Consider the following 16,603-nt stretch of genomic DNA (forward strand, 5'->3'; position numbering starts at 1 on the left):
TCGGATTCCCTGACGTGACCATCGCGATTGGCCTGATCGTTACCCTCGCCTGCATGCTCGGTGGTTTCGTCGCCATGGGCGGGCACGTCGGCGTTATCTGGCAGCCGTGGGAGTTCGTCATCATCGGCGGCTCTGCCCTCGGCACGTTCATCGTTGCCAACCCGATGAAGACCATCAAGGACACCGGGGCCGGCATTAAGGAAGCGGTAACCGGCGATGCGCCGGGCCGCCAGCAGTACCTTGAGGTTCTCGGCATCCTCTACTTCCTCATGCGCGAGCTTCGCTCAAAGCCCCGCAACGAGGTCGAGGAGCACATCGACAGCCCGGAGCAGTCCGCCCTGTTCCAGAAGTTCCCGTCCATCGCCGCCAACCGCGACCTGACGACGTTCATCTGCGATTACTTTCGTCTGATCATCATCGGCAACGCTCGCACCCACGAGATCGAGGCGCTGATGGATGAAGAGATCAACACCGTCCGCACCGACAAGACGAAGCCGTATCACGCGCTCGTAGCGGTGGGGGAAGGCCTGCCCGCCCTCGGCATCGTCGCCGCGGTCCTCGGCGTTGTGAAAGCCATGGGCGCGCTCGATGAATCGCCAGAAGTCCTGGGGCACCTCATCGGCGCCGCGCTTGTCGGCACTTTCGCCGGCATTTTCATGTCGTACGCGGTGTTCACCCCGCTCGCGACCAAGATCAAGACGCTGCGCGAGAAGCAGCTGCGCTCCTACGTGATCGTCAAGCAGGCCCTGCTCGCCTTCATGAATGGCGCCATGCCGCAAGTCGCGCTCGAGCACGGCCGCAAGACCATCTCGGTCTATGAGCGCCCGTCAATCGACGACGTGGAGCAGATCGCACTCAGCTCCAGCGGCGCCGGTGGGGAGACGGCGACTGCGGAGGCGGCCTGACGCATGGCACAGCCCGCCGCCGCCACGCGTAAAAGCCTCGAAGGTTTGTTCGCGGGTCCCCAGGACCTCGTCGAACGCCTGCCGATGCTGCGCACCATCCTGCAGAAGGTGGCGAGCGATTGGGCCGATCAGTTCACCCATATCGTAACGAAGGCTCCTGAGGTCGTTCTGGTCGGCGTCGAAAGCGGCCCGGCCGATGCGATGATCGCCGGCACCGCCAACCAGGCCGTCGCCTGCGTCCTCGAAGCATCGAAATGGAACGCGCGTCTCATCCTGTGCGCCGACTACGAGTTCGTTTTCACCGTTGTTGAATTGCTGCTCGGTGGAGACGGCTCCGAGCCCGCACCGATGCCCGACCGGCCGCTCACCCGAACCGAATTGGGCCTGGCGCAGCTCGCTTTCACGCAGTTCGCCCATGCGCTGGAACAGGCGTTCTCGGTCGTTGCTCCCACCAATTTCCTCGTCGGTGAGGTAGCTCCCCGTGTCAGCTTCGAGGTGCTCGGGCGACTGACAGTCCCCCTCGTCGCCGCCAAATATCACCTGTTCGCCGTTGGGCTCGGGGGCGGCGTCACGCTGCTGCTGTCGCAGTCGGTGCTGAGCCCGATGCGCAACGAGCTGTCACGCACTGCGGGTCCGGAATCTGTTCGCCCCGATCCTGCCTGGAGCCAGAAAATCCAGAGCGAGGTCTCGCGGGCGAGTGTCGGTCTCGTTGCTGTGCTGGACGAGCAGGAGCTGACGTTGGCCGATGTCGCCCGTTTCTCGGTCGGCCAGGTCCTCCCTTTGAGCGCCTCGCCCGAAGGTGTGCTCCGCGTCGAATGCAACGGCGAGGCTCTGCTCAACTGCGAGATCGGCAAGTCCAATGGTGCGTATGCGCTGCGCGTTCGCGACTTTATCGATCAGCATCAAGAGTTCATGGATGACATTCTCGCCGGCTGAGGCTCAGCCGTGAACGAGACCCCGATCAAGGAAAGCGCATGTCGAATTTCGATCCACTCAATCTGCAATCCGAAGGCGACCCTGCTGATGGTTATGGAAAAGCACCACCCGCGTATGCTGCCGCTCCCGCTGCAACATCCGCCGAGGGTCTGAGCCTCGATACCATCATGCGCATCCCTGTCACGGTGAAGATCGTGCTGGGATCTGCGTCGATGCCCGTCGCAGCGCTGATGAAGCTGGGTCGCGGCGCCTTGATCCCGCTCGACCGAAAGCTGGGCGAGCCGGTTGACGTCATCGTCAATGGGCGCGTCGTGGCGCGGGGTGAGGTGGTGGTCATGGACGATGACCCTTCGCGCCTGGGAATTTCGCTGACCGAGGTCGTCGGTCCGCCCGGCACCGAGACCATTGCTTAACAACGCACCATGAGCGCTTATTCCCAGCATCGCAGCAGTTCCAAGCGCAACGCGCTTTCCGGCCCTGAAAAGGTCGGCGTCCTGCTGCTTGCGCTCGGCAAGACGAAGGCCGCGCAACTACTGCGTCGTCTCGATCCCGAAGAGCTGCGCTTGCTGACGCGTTCCAGTGCACGCCTGCGCCCTGTCAGCTCCGACGAGGTAGAGGACCTCATCGAGGAGTTCGCTCAGAGCTTTACCGGGGGCATGGGATTTTCCGGTTCCGCCGATGAAGTGAAGAATCTGCTGGCGGATGTCATGTCGGCTGATGAAATCGCGCAGTACATGCGCGACCAGCCCAACGACACCCAGTCGGTGTGGGAGAAGCTCGTCCCGCTGCGCGACAATGTCTTGCAGTCGCTCATCATGAAAGAGCATCCGCAGACCATCGCCGTCATCCTTTCACGCATCGATTCGAACGTCGGCGCGCGCCTTCTGCGCTCGCTGGAGCCCGAGTTCCGTCATTCGCTCTTGCGTCGCATGCTCGGCCTCAGCGGCGTATCCGATAGCGCCATGACGGCAATCGAGAACGGCTTGCGTGACGACCTCATGGCCACGATCGTTTCTTCGCCGAACCCCGAAACGCGCAGGACCATCGCCGGCATCTTGAATAAGCTCGATGGTTCGCAGGCAAACGAGATCCTGAAGAGCATCGCGGCAACGAGGCCGGAGGACGCCAACGAGCTCAAGAGCATGCTCTTCTCGTTCGCCGATATCGCCAATCTCAAGCCGCGCGCGCGTGGCCTCATTCTCGAGAAGGTCCCGACCGAGCAAGTCGTGCTCGCCCTCAACGGCTCCGCCCCGGACCTGCAGGAAGCCGTTCTGTCGACGCTCACCTCGCGTGTCCGCCGCATGGTCGAAGCCGAGTTGGAGGCAGCACCTCCGGCACGGCAACGCGACATCGACGAGGCGCGGCGCGGCATCGTCGCCGTTGTTCTCGGACTCATGGCGCGTGGCGAGATCACGCTCGAAGATCGCGACAACGACAACGAATTTGATTGACGCGCTGAATGGCCGATAACGATCAGGACAAGGAAAGTAAAACAGAGGAAGCGACGGAGAAGAAGCTCCGCGACTCCATCGAGAAGGGCAGCGTGCCGTTCTCTAAGGAGCTTCCGACGTTCGCCTCACTGGTTGGCCTTCTGATCATCACGAGCTTCTTCATCGTCGGCGGCGCGATCGAACTTGCCTCGTCGCTCAAGAGCTTCATCGACGATCCGGGCCGCTGGCCGCTGGAGAACACCGCCGATGTCGTTCAGGTGTTCGGCGCGCTGAACCTCGACGCAGCCCGCGTCCTCGGACCGGCAGTCCTGGTGCTCGCCATCGCCGGTCTGGCAAGCTCCCTGTTCCAGAACTCACCCAATATCGTCTTCGATCGCATCCAGCCGCAGCTTTCCCGCCTATCGATCAAAGCCGGTTGGAAGCGGCTTTTCGGTGTCCAGGGCTGGGTCGAGTTTGCCAAGGGCGTGTTCAAGCTCGCAGCGCTTTCTGTCCTCGCCTACCTGATCGTTCGCGCCGCCCGCTATGACGTCTTCAACGCGATGTTCATGTCGCCATACGCGCTGCCCGAGCTGCTCAAGAGCATGACGGTTCGCCTGTTCTTGTCTGTCGTGGCCGCGCTCGTCGTGCTCGTTGTTGCCGACCTCGTCTGGTCACGCGTGTTCTGGCGCCGCGAGCTGCGCATGACCAAGCAGGAGGTCAAGGACGAGCATAAGCAATCCGACGGCGACCCGATCATCAAGGCGAGGCTGCGCTCATTGGCCCGCGACCGCGCCCGCAAGCGCATGATTGCCCGCGTTCCACGCGCAACCGTCGTCATCGCCAACCCGACCCACTATGCCATCGCGCTGCGCTACGTCCGCACCGAGAGCCACGCGCCGCTCGTCGTCGCCAAGGGGCTGGACCTCGTCGCGCTAAAAATTCGCGCCGAAGCCGAACGCCATGGCATTCCAGTCGTTGAAGACAAGCTTCTCGCAAGGTCGCTGTACGATAAGGTCGAGGTCGATCAGCTCATCCCCCCGGAATTCTACAGGGCTGTTGCAAACGTGATCCTATACATCATGTCCCGTGGCCGGCCTGCGCAGACAGGCGCTCCCATTCGATGATGAAGCAGACCAATAGATTCACCTACGAGCGCGAGCGTGCTTTGGGGCATGGCATCCGCGAGTTGGCCTCGGACCTGCGCCTCGTCGAGCCGGCCGACTACATAAACTTCGTGCGCACCGAGCGCTTCGCCAACATCGCCAATCTCATTGCGTCCTCGGCGGAGCTGTTCTTCAAGCCCGGAACCATATCGTTCGGCCATTCTGGCGACGTCGATGTCGGCTGGGACCACCCGCCCACGGTCGCGCTCGACATGGAATTCCGCCACATGTGCGTCAACGTTTATTTCCGCCTTGTGCTCGAAGCGCAACGCGCCGGCGTCGAGATCACGTATGTCGCGTTTGAAGGGGCCTCCGATGAGCCCGATGAGAACACGCGGCGGCTTGTTGAAGCCATTGCCGACGCCCGCCTGATGCCCGTCCCCGCCATCGACGACGCCCCCCTGCCGGCCGATGGTCAGGTCGCGACAAGCCTGGGACAAGCTTAAGCATTTATTCAGCTATGCGAACATCAACGCATAGCGACCGGCATGAGCTCACTTTACCTCTTCGACATCGCCTCGCAGCGGAGCCAGTGGCTGTCTCTCCGGCAGGAGACGATCACCAGCAACATCTCCCATGCCAACACGCCGGGTTATGCCGCGCGCGATGTGCAACCTTTCGAGGCCGTGCTCCAGTCCGAGCAGTTGTCCATGGCGACGAGCGATCCCGCGCACCTGGGAGAGCCGATCGCCACCGGTTCGGCCGCCCCGCAGACTGACGAGGACAACTGGGCCACTTACGATTCCGGCAACTCGGTCAGCCTCGAGAAGGAGTTGGTCAAGGCCGGCGAGGTCAACAGTGCCTTCGCGTTGAATAACGGCGTGGTGAAAGCGTTCCACCGCATGCTGCTAACCAGCACTAAGGGCTAACCGTGGTCGATCCGCTCAACGCTTCTCAGAAGATTGCCGCTGCTGGACTTGACGTTCAGTCGCACCGCATGCGCGTCATCGCCGAGAACATGGCGAACGCGCAATCGACGGCCAACACGCCCGGCGGCGACCCTTACGCGCGCAAGACGATCGTCTTCTCCAACGACTTCGACGAGATGCTGGGCACCAACGTCATCGGCGTCGAGCAAATCGGCACCGATCCGACGCCCTTCCGCATCGAGCGCAACCCGGGTCACCCCGCCGCCGACGCCGACGGCAACGTGAAATACCCGAACGTCAACATGCTCGTAGAGATGGCCGACATGCGTGAGGCCAATCGCTCGTACGAGGCTAATCTTCAGATGATGAAACAGTCGCGCGCCATGGTGATGTCGACCGTCGACCTGTTGAGGGGCAGCTGATGATCGATCAGATCCTCCCCGCTCTCGGCGTCGGCCAAAGCTCGCCCGTGCAGGGCGACGCGACGATGCGATCGGCTAGCGCCGCCGCCGTCTCCGAGCCAGGCGCCGATTTCGGCAGCATGCTCGCGCGTATGGCTGGTGACACTGTCGACAGCCTGAAGCAGGCAGAAGCAGTCTCTGTTGCCGGCATCAAGGACAAGGCGACGGTTCAGCAGGTCGTTGAAACGTTGATGGCCGCCGAGCAGTCGCTACAGACGGCGATCGCGGTGCGCGACAAGGTTGTCTCCGCGTACATGGAAGTCAGCCGGATGGCAATCTAAGGAGCAGGTCCAATGAGAGCACTGGCCATCGCAGCGACTGGCATGAACGCGCAGCAGCTGAACGTCGAGGTGATCGCGAACAACATCGCGAACATCAACACGACATCGTTCAAGCGCGCCCGCGCAGAATTCACCGATCTGCTCTATCAGACCGAGCGTCCTGCCGGCACACCAAACCGCGGCAACCAGACGCCGATCCCGGAAGGCGCGCAGCTCGGGCTCGGTGTACGCACCGCCGCCATCCGCAACCTGCACATTCAAGGCGCGCTGACCAGCACCGGCAACAGCCTGGACCTGGCCATCAACGGTCGCGGCTGGTTCCAGATCGAGGGAGCCAATGGCGATACGTTCTACACGCGCGCCGGCGCCTTCAACAAGAACGCCGATGGTCAGCTCGTCACCATGGACGGCAACATCGTACAGCCGCAGATCACCATTCCGAACGATACCACCGAGGTGATCATCAACGAGACGGGCGAGGTGTTTGCGCGCATCAGCAATCAGACCGATCTTCAGTCGCTGGGTCAGCTCGCATTGGCCAACTTTGCCAATGACGCGGGACTCGAAGCGTTGGGCAGCAACCTCTATCGCGAGACCCCGGCATCTGGCACGCCGACCGTCGGCATCCCCGGAGATCCGAGCTTCGGCACGGTGCAGCAGGGCTATCTCGAACTCTCGAACGTCGACCCGGTCAAGGAAATCACCGAGCTCATCACGGCGCAGCGGTCTTACGAGATGAACTCCAAAGTCATCCAGGCCGTCGACGAGATGTACAGCACGATATCGAGGGGATAGCCATGATCCTGTCCTGGTTCAAATCTCGTTCGACGCAATGGGTTCTCGCGGTAGTCGCTATCGTCGGCTGCGCGAGCCCGCTCGCCGCCGGCCAGCTGCAACTGCCCGTTCCGCGCGTCACGATTTATCCTGGACAAGTGATCGAGCAGGCAATGCTCGTCGACCGTGCGTTCCGTACCAACGACGATGCATCCTCCACCCAATTGCCATCCCGCGACGGTCTCGTGGGCAAAGTCGCCAAGCAAACGCTGCTCCCCGGACAACCCATCTACAACGACTCCATCCGCGCCCCGCACTCGGTCACGCAGGGTCAGGCGGCGTCCGTCATCTTCCAGAGCGGGGCGCTCACCATTACCGCGAGCGGTATCGCCCTGCAGTCAGGCGGACCCGGTGACACCGTATCGGTGCGCAACACCGATAGCGGTCGCATCATCAAAGGCACTATCGGCGCCGATGGCGCGGTTCACGTGAGTGATCAATGAAGCGAGCCATCGCCCTCGTCGCCATCCTTCTTGTCTGCATGGTCGGAGCGCCGAGCGCATCGCGCAGCGGCGACATCGGCCGTTTTGACGGCGACATGGGGCCTTCTGCTTTTCCCAATTTCGGCTCGCCCACGCGGATCAAGAACATCGTGTCCGTGCAGGGCGTGCGCCCGAACCAGCTCGTCGGCTATGGTCTCGTCATCGGTTTGAACGGCACCGGCGACAGCCTTCGCAACTCGCCCTTCACCGAGCAGTCACTGCAGTCGATGCTCGATCGCATGGGCGTCAACGTCCGCAAGCTCAATACCCGCACGCGCAACTCCGCCGCGGTCATCGTCACCGCCGAGCTGCCGGCGTTTGCCCAGACCGGTGTCACCATCGACGTCACAGTGTCGTCTCTGGGTGATTCAACCTCGCTTCTCGGCGGCACGCTCATCATGACGCCGCTCTACGGCGCCGACAATCTCGTCTACGGCGTCGCGCAGGGGCCCGTCACCGTGTCCGGCTACCAAGTCACCGGCGCGGCCCAGACCGTCACACAAAACGTGCCGACCTCCGGCCGCATTCCCAATGGCGCCCTTATCGAGCGCGAAGCGCCCGGCCAGTTCATGGACGTCGAATTCATCGGTCTCGAGCTGCGCAACCCGGACTTCTCAACGGCAATTCGCATCGCCGACGCCGTCAACGCTTACGGTCTCGACCGCTTTGGCGTGCAGTTGGCGCGCGCCGCCGACTTGCGCAGCGTAGCCGTCAAGCGCCCGCCCGGCATCACGCCAACGCGCCTGATGGCGGAGATCGGTGAGCTTATCGTTGAGCCGGACGTGCCCGCGCGCGTGGTCGTAGACGAACGCACCGGCACGATCGTGATCGGCCGCGACGTGCAGATATCGACCGTCGCCGTCAGTCACGGAAACCTCAACGTGACGGTTACGGAAACCCCGCAGGTGTCCCAGCCGCTGCCCTTCTCCGAAGGCCAGACCGTGGTCACGCCCGAAACGGATATCTCAACTTATGAGCAGGGCGGCGCGCTGCGCATCGTTCGTGGCACCAGCCTTCAGGTGCTTGTGCGCGGCCTCAATCGCATGGGCTTGAAGCCGCAAGGCATCATCGCAGTTCTGCAGGCGATCAAGACGTCCGGTGCCCTCCAGGCCGACCTCGTGGTGCAATAATGAGAATGGCCAGCGTCATCCCGCTCTTGCACGCGGCGGCGGCGCTGCTCGTCTGCGTGGTGTGCGCCTCTGCGCCGGCGTTGGCGCAGCAGAGCTGGAGCCCAACGGTTGCGCCGATCACGAAGTCCGAGGCAATCCATCGTGCCATGGACGCTATGCCCGTTCCGCGTACGCCACCCCGCAGACCGGTGGGTGTTCCCGTCGCCTCGCCTCCCGTTCCCGAACCCAAGCCCGACCGCGACAAAAGCAAGAAGCTCGTGCTCATCCCTGTCGATGACGTTACGACCGGAGCGATCAACAAAAGCAAAGAAAATAGCGTTCCATCGCCAGCCGATGCGGCCCGCTTGTTTTCCGAAGACGGCCAAGCGGCTTCCAGCGATCTGACGACCGGAGCCGTCGACGGCCAGGGCGGTGATCTCGCGCGCGGCTATTGCGCCGGTATCTCCAACTCTGCAGCGGAAGCGCGCATCGCCTTGCAGAAAGCAAAGCTTGCGGAGATGGAGCAGCAGATCGGCCGCCGCATCGCGACGTTGGAGGCCAAGAGCGCCGAATACAAATCCTGGGTCGAGCGCCGCGACCAGTTCCTGAAGCGCGCCACAACCACGCTCGTGAAGATCTACACCCAGATGGAACCGGATGCGGCCGCCTCGCAGCTCGTTTCAATGGACGAGGAAACCGCCGCTTCGCTCCTGGTAAAGCTGGATCCGCAAGCGGCAAGCGCCATTCTCAATGAGATGGCTCCCGAAAAGGCAGCCCGTCTCGCCGCCACGATCGCAGGTGCAGCGCGCATGCCCGCGGCCAATGCAGCCGCGGCGCGGCCGCCTGCACCCAACCCCGGTGAGGGCAGATCATGATCGCTCGTCTCTGCTTTGTCTCACTGGCGATACTCCTCGCAGGCTGCGCGGTCGACGTGCGTGATTTCAATCGCGAGCCGCACATGACCCCGGTCGGATCCGGCATGGTGCCGAAGCGCGTGTCGATGGTGACGGAGCCGTCGCCGCCGCCGGTGTACCGCGGAAACAGTTCGATCTGGCAGGATTCCCATGCCGACCTGTTCTCTGATCTCAGAGCGCGCAAAATCGGCGACACCGTAACCGTCAAGATCTACATCAAGGACAAGGCGTCGATCGCCAATGACTCCGAACGTAAGCGCGATGCGTCCAACAAGCTGAACTTCGGCGCGACCTACGGCGCAACGTCGAGCGACATCACCATCGCCAATGCCGCCGACTTGGGCGCCAGCGCGGAATCGAAGACCAAGACGAAAAGCGAGGGCGGCATTGAGCGCTCGGAGAAGATCGAGCTGCTGATCGCGGCTGTCGTCTCGGACGTGCTGCCGAATGGCAACCTCGTGATCAGCGGCTCCCAGGAGGTGCGCGTCAACTACGAGTTGCGCGTCCTGAACGTGGCGGGCATCGTGCGCCCGGTCGATATCTCCGCTGAGAACACCATCGCCTACGAGAAGATTGCCGAAGCGCGCATCGCCTACGGTGGTCGCGGCCGCCTGATGGAAGTGCAGCAGCCGCCCTGGGGGCAGCAGCTCGCCGACGATTTGCTGCCATGGTGAGCGGGCGCTGCGCATGGCGATGACCGAGGAGGGACAGCCTAAGGGCCAGTTGTCGGTGATGCAGTTCCTGCTCATCGTCGCTGGCTTGACGCTGCTTGCCGCGGCCGTTGGCTTCCTCAGCGGCCAGCAGATCGTCTCGACGGCCGATGCACCGCCGCGCGCCGAGACCGCGCAGCCCGCCGGCTATTTGGGCGAGCGCCAGCGCATGGAACGGGCCAAGCTTCAGCCGCTGGCGCCGATCGTGACCAATCTTGCCGACACGCCGGTCGTGTGGATCAGGCTCGAATCCTCGCTCGTGTTCGAGGAGATTCCCGACGACGTCGAAGCGCTTTCGGCGCGCATCTCCGAGGACATCGTCGCATTCCTGCGCACGATTTCGGTCAAGCAGATCGAAGGCGGCGCCGGCTTCCAGCACCTTTCCGAGGATCTCAATGAGCGCGTGCGCGCCCGCAGCGGCGGCGTCGTCAACGAGCTCATCATTCAGGGGCTGATCGTCGAATGAAGCGCATCGGTCTCATCATTTGCCTGTTGCTGCTAGGTTCGGCCCACGCCGCCGCTCAGCAGGTGCCGAGCTTGGAATCGCTGATGCCGGCCGGAGATGCCACCGCGGCAGGCCGCATCGTCCAAATCGTCATTCTCGTCACCGTGCTTTCGGTGGCCCCGGGCATCCTCATCATGGTGACGTGCTTCACGCGCTTCGTCATCGCCCTGTCGTTCCTGCGCGCAGGCATCGGCCTTCAGACCACCCCGGCCAACCTGATCCTCATAAGCCTCGCGCTCTTCATGACGCTCTACGTCATGGCGCCGACCTTCGATCGCGCCTGGCAGAACGGCGTGGTCCCGCTGATGGAGAACAAGATCACCGAGGCGGAAGCCTACGACAAGATCTCAGCGCCCTTCAAAAGCTTCATGCTCGCCAACGTGCGCGATAAAGACCTGAAGCTGTTCAGCGATCTGGCACAGGAGCATCTCTGGCCAAAACAGAACGGTGGCGCGCCGAACACCGCGCCGCCACCACCGCCCCCGCCCCCGCCGGCCACTGACGGCGAGCTCGGCCTGCGCATCATCATTCCCGCTTTCATGATCTCGGAGCTGCGCCGCGGTTTCGAGATCGGCTTCCTGATGGTTCTGCCGTTCCTCGTAATCGACTTGATCGTCGCAACGCTCACCATGTCGATGGGCATGATGATGCTGCCACCGACGGTCATATCCCTGCCGTTCAAAATTCTGTTTTTTGTTTTGATCGACGGGTGGAATCTACTCGTTGGGGGCTTGATTCGCTCCTTTGCGTAGCTTGCGTGCGTTGTCTGTGCGTTGCGATGGCTTGGACCGCCCACCGGTCCGAAGGCATGAGGCCGCGTCATCGCGCCGGAGCTGATCCGGCATGGAGTAGCAATCGGACCAGGCTTAGGGACCTACGCAAATGGCCAGCATCAACACCAACATTGCCGCGATGACTGCGTTGCGGTCTCTTACCGCAACCAACAACGCTCTCACCCAGACACAGGATCGCATTTCCACCGGCTTGCGCGTCGCAAGCGCAGCCGACAATGCCGCTTACTGGTCGATCGCGACCACCATGCGCTCCGATAACTCGGCTCTGTCGACAGTTCAGGACGCGCTCGGTCTTGGCGCGGCGACCGTCGATGTCGCCTACACCGCGCTCGACGAAGCCAAGAACATCGTCACCAAGATCAAAGACAAGCTCGTCGCTGCTGCGCAGCCCGGCCTTGATCGCGAGAAGATACAGACGGAAATCTCCGAGCTGCAGGCTCAGCTCAAGGGCATCGCCGACGCGGCTAGTCTCCAGGGCCAGAACTGGCTCTCGGTCGATTCCAGCGCGGCCGGCTTCAATGCGACGAAGCAGGTCGTCTCTTCGATCAGCCGGGCCGGCGGCACGATTTCGGTGCAGACCATCTCGATCGACACGACGGCGATGGTGTTGTTCGACGCCAACGCAGCCGCCAGCGGGATTCTCGATTCCACCCGCAACGCAGTCACCGGAGTCATCGATGCGGCCGGCACATTCTCCATCGCCACGCTGGACATCTCCACTTTGACTGATAGCGCCGCCGACCTCGCCATCCTTGACGGCTACATCAAGGGCGCCGACCTGGCGATCACCGAGATGGCTGCCGGCGCAACCGGGCTCGGCGCCGCCAGCGCCCGCATTGAAATTCAACAGTCGTTCGTCGACGCTCTCATGGACGCTATCGAGGGTGGCATTAGTCAGCTTGTCGACGCGGACATGAACGAAGAATCGACTCGCCTCCAGGCTCTGCAGGTGAAGCAGCAACTCGGCATCCAGGCCCTCTCGATCGCCAACTCGTCGAGCCAGAGCATCCTCACGCTGTTCCAGAACTAAGCCGGGGCCCGCCCAGAGGGTGGAGGCCGAACTGCGCTCGGCCTCCACCCTCCGTTGCAATTCATTAACCCTATTTCAAGGTGAGTTATCTAAAAGCCGACGCATGACAGGTTGAGCCTGCGTGCGCGCGGCTCAAGGGCATGACGCCGAGCTGTTGCGCCGGACCCAATCCGGCATGTCCCCGAAACGTTAATCTTAGGGACCTGCCACATGGCTAGTATTAATACCAACATCGCCGCAATGACGGCGCTGCGCTCTCTTACCGCCACCAACAATGCGCTGACCCAGACGCAGGACCGCATCTCCACCGGTCTGCGCGTCGGCACAGCCGCCGACAACGCCGCGTATTGGTCGATCGCAACCACGATGCGCTCGGACCTCTCCTCGCTTTCGACCGTGCAGGATGCGCTCGGTCTTGGCGCCGCGACCGTTGATGTGGCTTACACCGCCATCGACGAAGCCAAGAACATCGTCACCAAGATCAAGGACAAGCTGGTCGCTGCTGCGCAGCCCGGCCTTGATCGCGAGAAGATCCAGACAGAAATCTCAGAGCTGCAGGCTCAGCTCAAGGGCATTTCGGACGCTGCGAGCCTCCAGGGCCTCAACTGGCTCTCGGTCGATTCCAGCGCCGCTGGTTACAACGCGACCCGCCAGGTTGTCTCCTCGATCAGCCGTGCCGGTGGCACGCTGTCGGTACAGACCATCTCTATCGATACCTCGACGATGGTTCTGTTCGATTCGAACGCTGCCGCCAGCGGCATCCTCGATTCGACCCGTAACGCTACGACCGGTGCTGTTGACGCTGCCGGTACCTTCACCATCGCCACGCTCGACATCTCGGCCCTGACCGACAGCGCCGCCGACCTTGCTATCCTCGACGGCTACATCAAGGGCGCCGACCTGGCGATCACCGAGATGGCCGCTGGCGCCACGACGCTCGGCGCCGCCAGCGCTCGCATCGAGATCCAGCAGTCGTTCGTCTCCAGTCTCATGGACGCCATCGAAGGCGGCGTAAGCCAGCTCGTCGATGCGGACATGAACGAAGAGTCGACACGTCTCCAGGCTCTACAGGTGAAGCAGCAACTCGGCATTCAGGCGCTCTCCATCGCCAACTCGTCGAGCCAGAGCATTCTCTCGCTCTTCCAGTAAGAGCCGAGCACCGAAGATCCGGCCGGGCTCTGAGAAGGGCCCGGCCTTTTTTATTGGTCGAGCTACTCGAACGTCTGCAATCGCGAATTTAATCCGGCATTATCCACGTCCGCGGCTACTGGCGTGGTTCGAGGCGCTTGGCTGTTGCTGCCGCCGTCTTCTTAGCAATGTCGCAACCGCTGCTTCGTATGTCTGATGCATGACAGGTTGCGTCCTTCTGCGGGCGCAAGGGCATGATGCCGAGCTGTCATGCCGGTAGCGACCCGGTATGTCCCCGTTTCTGTACCGCGTAACCAAGGGACAAACCCAATGTCTAGTATCAATACCAACGTCGCCGCCATGACGGCGTTGCGGTCGCTTACCGCTACCAACAATGCTCTCACCGAGACCCAGGCCCGCATTTCCACCGGCCTGCGTGTTTCTACCGCTGCCGACAACGCCGCTTACTGGTCGATCGCGACCACGATGCGCTCGGACGTCTCCTCGCTTTCGACCGTGCAGGACGCCCTCGGCCTCGGAGCCGCCGTCGTTGACGTGGCCTACACCGCCATCGACGAAGCCAAGAACATCGTCTCGCAGATCAAGGACAAGCTCGTCGCTGCCGCGCAGCCCGGCCTTGACCGCGAGAAGATCCAGACGGAAATCGGCGAACTCCAGGCCCAGCTCAAGGGCATGGCTGATTCAGCCACGCTGCAGGGTCAGAACTGGCTCTCGGTGGACTCGAGCGCTGCAGGCTATAACGCCAGCAAGAATATCGTCGCCTCGATCAGCCGCGCTGGCGGTTCCGTGTCCGTCCAGAACATCACCGTCGACACGTCATCCATGGTGCTGTTCGACTCGAACGCTGCCGCTAGCGGCATCCTCGATTCGACCCGTAACGCAACGACGGGCGCCGTTGACGCAGCTGGTACCTTCACCATTGCCACGCTCGACATCTCGGCCCTGACGGACAGCACTGCGGACCTCGCGATCCTCGACGGCTACATCAAGGGTGCCGACGCCGCCATCACCGAAATGGCCGCTGGTGCAACGACGCTTGGTGCCGCCAGCGCTCGCATCGACATCCAGAAGTCGTTCGTCTCCAGCCTCATGGACGCGATGGAGAGCGGCATCAGCCAGCTCGTCGACGCAGACATGAACGAAGAGTCGACCCGTCTTCAGGCTCTGCAGGTGAAGCAGCAACTCGGCATTCAGGCGCTCTCGATCGCCAACTCGTCGAGCCAGAGCATCCTCTCGCTGTTCCGCTAAGGCCACAAGTTCCGACAATCGGAAAAGCCAAGCCCTCTCAGGGGGCTTGGCTTTTCTTATGGCAATTTTCACGCAAGGTTCCCGCTCAAAGATCGCTCCAAACTCATAAGCCGGATTCGATTTGCCGGGGAGGCGCATGGTCTGGAGCGATCAGCTCAAGCAGTTGTGGGGCAACCTGATGGCCCTGGGTCCGCGGCGGCTTGCCGTGCTCGGGCTCGTCGGCCTCACTGTGTTCATCGCCGTCGGGTTCGGCAGCTATTATTTGAGCCGGCCTGACTACGAGACCCTCTACACCGGATTGGAATCACAGGACGTGGCGCGCATCGGCGCTGCCCTTCAAGAATCCGGCATAGCCTTCGACGTCAACACCGAAGGAACCGCAGTTCTCGTCCATCCCGGCCAGGCTTCCCGCGCGCGCATGCTGCTTGCCGAGAAGGGGCTGCCCAGCAGCGCTAGCGCCGGCTATGAGCTGTTCGACAAGATGGGCGCCATTGGCCTCACGTCCTTCATGCAGGAGATCACGCGCGTGCGTGCTCTCGAAGGCGAGATCGGCCGCACCATTCAAGGCATGAAGGGCGTACGCGCCGCGCGCGTGCACATCGTCATGGCTGACGCCGGTTCTTTCCGCCGCAGCACCCAGCAGCCCTCCGCTTCCGTTGTCATCAGAACCGACGCTTCATCGGATTTCTCCTCCGCCCAGGCCATCCGCCACCTCGTTGCTGCAGCTGTCCCCGGCCTCACCATCGACAAGGTTCGTGTGCTCAGCACCGATGGCACAGTTCTGGCTTCCGGTGACGGCAGCTTCAACGTCGCGCCTACCAAGATGCTGGAGCTGGAACGCACCGTAGCCAGCGAGCTGAAGCAGAACGTCAGCCAGACCCTGGCGCCCTACATCGGGGTCGACAACTTCCAGCTTAGCGTCGCCGCGCGCTTGAACATCGACAAGCGTCAGATCAACGAGACCAACTTCGATCCGGAGTCCCGGTTCGAGCGCTCGCGTCGCACCGTCAAGGAGCAGACGAACTCGCGCGATGCCGGCAATACGCAGCCCGTCGGCGTCGACCAGAACCTGCCGGCCGAGCAGCCGACCTCCAGCGCCAGCGCCAACAGCTCTTCTCGTTCCAGTGAACGCAAGGAGGAGCTGAAGAACTTCGAAGCGAACTCCAAGACCATCTCCACCGTAAGCGATGGATATCGCATCGAGGCGCTGACCGTCGCCGTCGTTGTCAACCGCAAGCGACTCGAGGCGCTCCTTGGCGCGAACGCCTCGCAGGAAGCCGTCGATGCGAAGCTGAAAGAAGTCGAGAGCCTCGTCGCCTCCGCGACTGGCGCCGATCAGAAACGCGGCGACCGCATCACCGTGGCAGCGGTCGAGTTCCTCTCGCCGTCCGAATCTATGGAGCCGCTCTCCGAGCCCGGCATCGGATCATACCTTCTTGGTCAGGTCGGCACGATCGTGAAGGCGCTGGTCATCATGGCCGCAACGATCGTCCTGGTCTGGTTCGGCCTGCGCCCCGCAACGCGCATGCTGCTCGAATTCCAGCCGCGGCCGGTCGTTCCGGAAGCTGCTGGCGCCGCGGCCGAGTTGCCGTTCGAGCCGCAGATCGCCGCCGCATTCTCTGGCATCGAACCGCAATTTGCGGCCGACACATCGCCTGACCTCATCGGCGATCTGACCAGCAAGATAAATCGCGTACCGCAGAAGCGGCTTGAGCAGATGGTCGACTACGACGAGGACCAGGTCGTAGCCATCCTGAAGCAATGGCTGCGCGGAGGCACATAG

The 16,603-nt window shown here is 62.6% G+C and carries 20 protein-coding genes; all 20 read left to right on the forward strand.

The window, feature by feature from the left end:
* Positions 1–14 precede the first annotated feature (14 nt).
* The 20 genes from motA to fliF all read left to right on the forward strand — a co-directional run bounded on the left by motA (position 15) and on the right by fliF (position 16,603).
* Positions 15–905, forward strand: a complete 891-nt coding sequence (gene motA / locus NDB2M4_RS05175; RefSeq protein ID WP_072370967.1) for a flagellar motor stator protein MotA — start codon at positions 15–17, stop codon at positions 903–905.
* Positions 906–908: 3 nt separating this feature from the next.
* Complete coding sequence (locus NDB2M4_RS05180; RefSeq protein ID WP_083555793.1) at positions 909–1,841, forward strand: FliM/FliN family flagellar motor switch protein; 933 nt, start codon at positions 909–911, stop codon at positions 1,839–1,841.
* 38 nt (positions 1,842–1,879) lie between these two features.
* Positions 1,880–2,254, forward strand: a complete 375-nt coding sequence (gene fliN / locus NDB2M4_RS05185; RefSeq protein WP_072370970.1) for a flagellar motor switch protein FliN — start codon at positions 1,880–1,882, stop codon at positions 2,252–2,254.
* A gap of 9 nt (positions 2,255–2,263) precedes the next feature.
* On the forward strand, positions 2,264–3,292 hold the full coding sequence (locus NDB2M4_RS05190; protein WP_072370972.1) for a flagellar motor switch protein FliG: 1,029 nt from the start codon (positions 2,264–2,266) through the stop codon (positions 3,290–3,292).
* A gap of 8 nt (positions 3,293–3,300) precedes the next feature.
* Positions 3,301–4,395, forward strand: a complete 1,095-nt coding sequence (flhB, locus tag NDB2M4_RS05195) for a flagellar biosynthesis protein FlhB (protein ID WP_072370975.1) — start codon at positions 3,301–3,303, stop codon at positions 4,393–4,395.
* Positions 4,392–4,880: a hypothetical protein gene (locus tag NDB2M4_RS05200; RefSeq protein WP_244536046.1), complete on the forward strand. Its 489-nt coding sequence runs from the start codon at positions 4,392–4,394 to the stop codon at positions 4,878–4,880. The genes flhB and NDB2M4_RS05200 overlap by 4 nt, the downstream gene beginning before the upstream one ends.
* 42 nt (positions 4,881–4,922) lie before the next feature.
* The gene (gene flgB, locus NDB2M4_RS05205; protein ID WP_072370980.1) at positions 4,923–5,303 is read left to right on the forward strand and encodes a flagellar basal body rod protein FlgB; all 381 of its coding nucleotides are present in this window, start codon (positions 4,923–4,925) and stop codon (positions 5,301–5,303) included.
* A 2-nt stretch (positions 5,304–5,305) separates the two neighbouring features.
* Positions 5,306–5,725, forward strand: a complete 420-nt coding sequence (gene flgC / locus NDB2M4_RS05210) for a flagellar basal body rod protein FlgC (protein ID WP_072370983.1) — start codon at positions 5,306–5,308, stop codon at positions 5,723–5,725.
* The gene (locus NDB2M4_RS05215) at positions 5,725–6,045 is read left to right on the forward strand and encodes a flagellar hook-basal body complex protein FliE (protein WP_072370986.1); all 321 of its coding nucleotides are present in this window, start codon (positions 5,725–5,727) and stop codon (positions 6,043–6,045) included. The genes flgC and NDB2M4_RS05215 overlap by 1 nt, the downstream gene beginning before the upstream one ends.
* Before the next feature lie 12 nt (positions 6,046–6,057).
* Positions 6,058–6,840 carry a flagellar basal-body rod protein FlgG gene (gene flgG, locus NDB2M4_RS05220; RefSeq protein ID WP_072370989.1) on the forward strand — a complete coding sequence of 261 codons (783 nt, stop codon included), beginning with the start codon at positions 6,058–6,060 and terminating at the stop codon, positions 6,838–6,840.
* A 2-nt stretch (positions 6,841–6,842) separates the two neighbouring features.
* The gene (gene flgA / locus NDB2M4_RS05225; protein ID WP_072370992.1) at positions 6,843–7,322 is read left to right on the forward strand and encodes a flagellar basal body P-ring formation chaperone FlgA; all 480 of its coding nucleotides are present in this window, start codon (positions 6,843–6,845) and stop codon (positions 7,320–7,322) included.
* 95 nt (positions 7,323–7,417) lie between these two features.
* A complete protein-coding gene (gene flgI / locus NDB2M4_RS05230) occupies positions 7,418–8,491 on the forward strand; it encodes a flagellar basal body P-ring protein FlgI (RefSeq protein WP_244536067.1) in 1,074 nt (357 codons plus the stop codon).
* The gene (locus tag NDB2M4_RS05235; protein WP_139247089.1) at positions 8,491–9,345 is read left to right on the forward strand and encodes a MotE family protein; all 855 of its coding nucleotides are present in this window, start codon (positions 8,491–8,493) and stop codon (positions 9,343–9,345) included. Before flgI ends, NDB2M4_RS05235 begins: the two co-directional genes overlap by 1 nt.
* Entirely contained in the window at positions 9,342–10,058 is a 717-nt protein-coding gene (gene flgH, locus NDB2M4_RS05240; protein WP_072370997.1) for a flagellar basal body L-ring protein FlgH, read from the forward strand. The genes NDB2M4_RS05235 and flgH overlap by 4 nt, the downstream gene beginning before the upstream one ends.
* Before the next feature lie 13 nt (positions 10,059–10,071).
* Positions 10,072–10,560 (forward strand): flagellar basal body-associated FliL family protein, encoded by a 489-nt coding sequence (locus tag NDB2M4_RS05245; protein ID WP_083555798.1) that lies wholly within the window; start codon positions 10,072–10,074, stop codon positions 10,558–10,560.
* A complete protein-coding gene (locus NDB2M4_RS05250; protein WP_072371000.1) occupies positions 10,557–11,351 on the forward strand; it encodes a flagellar type III secretion system pore protein FliP in 795 nt (264 codons plus the stop codon). Before NDB2M4_RS05245 ends, NDB2M4_RS05250 begins: the two co-directional genes overlap by 4 nt.
* A gap of 130 nt (positions 11,352–11,481) precedes the next feature.
* Positions 11,482–12,423 (forward strand): flagellin N-terminal helical domain-containing protein, encoded by a 942-nt coding sequence (locus tag NDB2M4_RS05255; RefSeq protein ID WP_072371002.1) that lies wholly within the window; start codon positions 11,482–11,484, stop codon positions 12,421–12,423.
* 210 nt (positions 12,424–12,633) lie between these two features.
* Positions 12,634–13,572: a flagellin N-terminal helical domain-containing protein gene (locus NDB2M4_RS05260; RefSeq protein ID WP_072371004.1), complete on the forward strand. Its 939-nt coding sequence runs from the start codon at positions 12,634–12,636 to the stop codon at positions 13,570–13,572.
* Positions 13,573–13,881: 309 nt separating this feature from the next.
* A complete protein-coding gene (locus NDB2M4_RS05265) occupies positions 13,882–14,820 on the forward strand; it encodes a flagellin N-terminal helical domain-containing protein (protein ID WP_072371007.1) in 939 nt (312 codons plus the stop codon).
* Between the two features lie 136 nt (positions 14,821–14,956).
* Positions 14,957–16,603, forward strand: a complete 1,647-nt coding sequence (gene fliF, locus NDB2M4_RS05270) for a flagellar basal-body MS-ring/collar protein FliF (protein ID WP_072371010.1) — start codon at positions 14,957–14,959, stop codon at positions 16,601–16,603.

It is taken from the genome of Hyphomicrobium sp. NDB2Meth4 (genome assembly GCF_900117445.1).
In the GTDB taxonomy this organism is placed as follows: domain Bacteria; phylum Pseudomonadota; class Alphaproteobacteria; order Rhizobiales; family Hyphomicrobiaceae; genus Hyphomicrobium_A.

Coding starts and splice junctions, on each gene's coding strand:
- NDB2M4_RS05180 (WP_083555793.1), top strand. CDS start 909: ATGGCACAGCCCGCCGCCGCCACGCGTAAAAGCCTCGAAGGTTTGTTC.
- fliN (WP_072370970.1), top strand. CDS start 1,880: ATGTCGAATTTCGATCCACTCAATCTGCAATCCGAAGGCGACCCTGCT.
- NDB2M4_RS05190 (WP_072370972.1), top strand. CDS start 2,264: ATGAGCGCTTATTCCCAGCATCGCAGCAGTTCCAAGCGCAACGCGCTT.
- flhB (WP_072370975.1), top strand. CDS start 3,301: ATGGCCGATAACGATCAGGACAAGGAAAGTAAAACAGAGGAAGCGACG.
- NDB2M4_RS05200 (WP_244536046.1), top strand. CDS start 4,392: ATGATGAAGCAGACCAATAGATTCACCTACGAGCGCGAGCGTGCTTTG.
- flgB (WP_072370980.1), top strand. CDS start 4,923: ATGAGCTCACTTTACCTCTTCGACATCGCCTCGCAGCGGAGCCAGTGG.
- NDB2M4_RS05215 (WP_072370986.1), top strand. CDS start 5,725: ATGATCGATCAGATCCTCCCCGCTCTCGGCGTCGGCCAAAGCTCGCCC.
- flgG (WP_072370989.1), top strand. CDS start 6,058: ATGAGAGCACTGGCCATCGCAGCGACTGGCATGAACGCGCAGCAGCTG.
- flgA (WP_072370992.1), top strand. CDS start 6,843: ATGATCCTGTCCTGGTTCAAATCTCGTTCGACGCAATGGGTTCTCGCG.
- flgI (WP_244536067.1), top strand. CDS start 7,418: ATGGGGCCTTCTGCTTTTCCCAATTTCGGCTCGCCCACGCGGATCAAG.
- NDB2M4_RS05235 (WP_139247089.1), top strand. CDS start 8,491: ATGAGAATGGCCAGCGTCATCCCGCTCTTGCACGCGGCGGCGGCGCTG.
- flgH (WP_072370997.1), top strand. CDS start 9,342: ATGATCGCTCGTCTCTGCTTTGTCTCACTGGCGATACTCCTCGCAGGC.
- NDB2M4_RS05245 (WP_083555798.1), top strand. CDS start 10,072: ATGGCGATGACCGAGGAGGGACAGCCTAAGGGCCAGTTGTCGGTGATG.
- NDB2M4_RS05250 (WP_072371000.1), top strand. CDS start 10,557: ATGAAGCGCATCGGTCTCATCATTTGCCTGTTGCTGCTAGGTTCGGCC.
- NDB2M4_RS05255 (WP_072371002.1), top strand. CDS start 11,482: ATGGCCAGCATCAACACCAACATTGCCGCGATGACTGCGTTGCGGTCT.
- NDB2M4_RS05260 (WP_072371004.1), top strand. CDS start 12,634: ATGGCTAGTATTAATACCAACATCGCCGCAATGACGGCGCTGCGCTCT.
- NDB2M4_RS05265 (WP_072371007.1), top strand. CDS start 13,882: ATGTCTAGTATCAATACCAACGTCGCCGCCATGACGGCGTTGCGGTCG.
- fliF (WP_072371010.1), top strand. CDS start 14,957: ATGGTCTGGAGCGATCAGCTCAAGCAGTTGTGGGGCAACCTGATGGCC.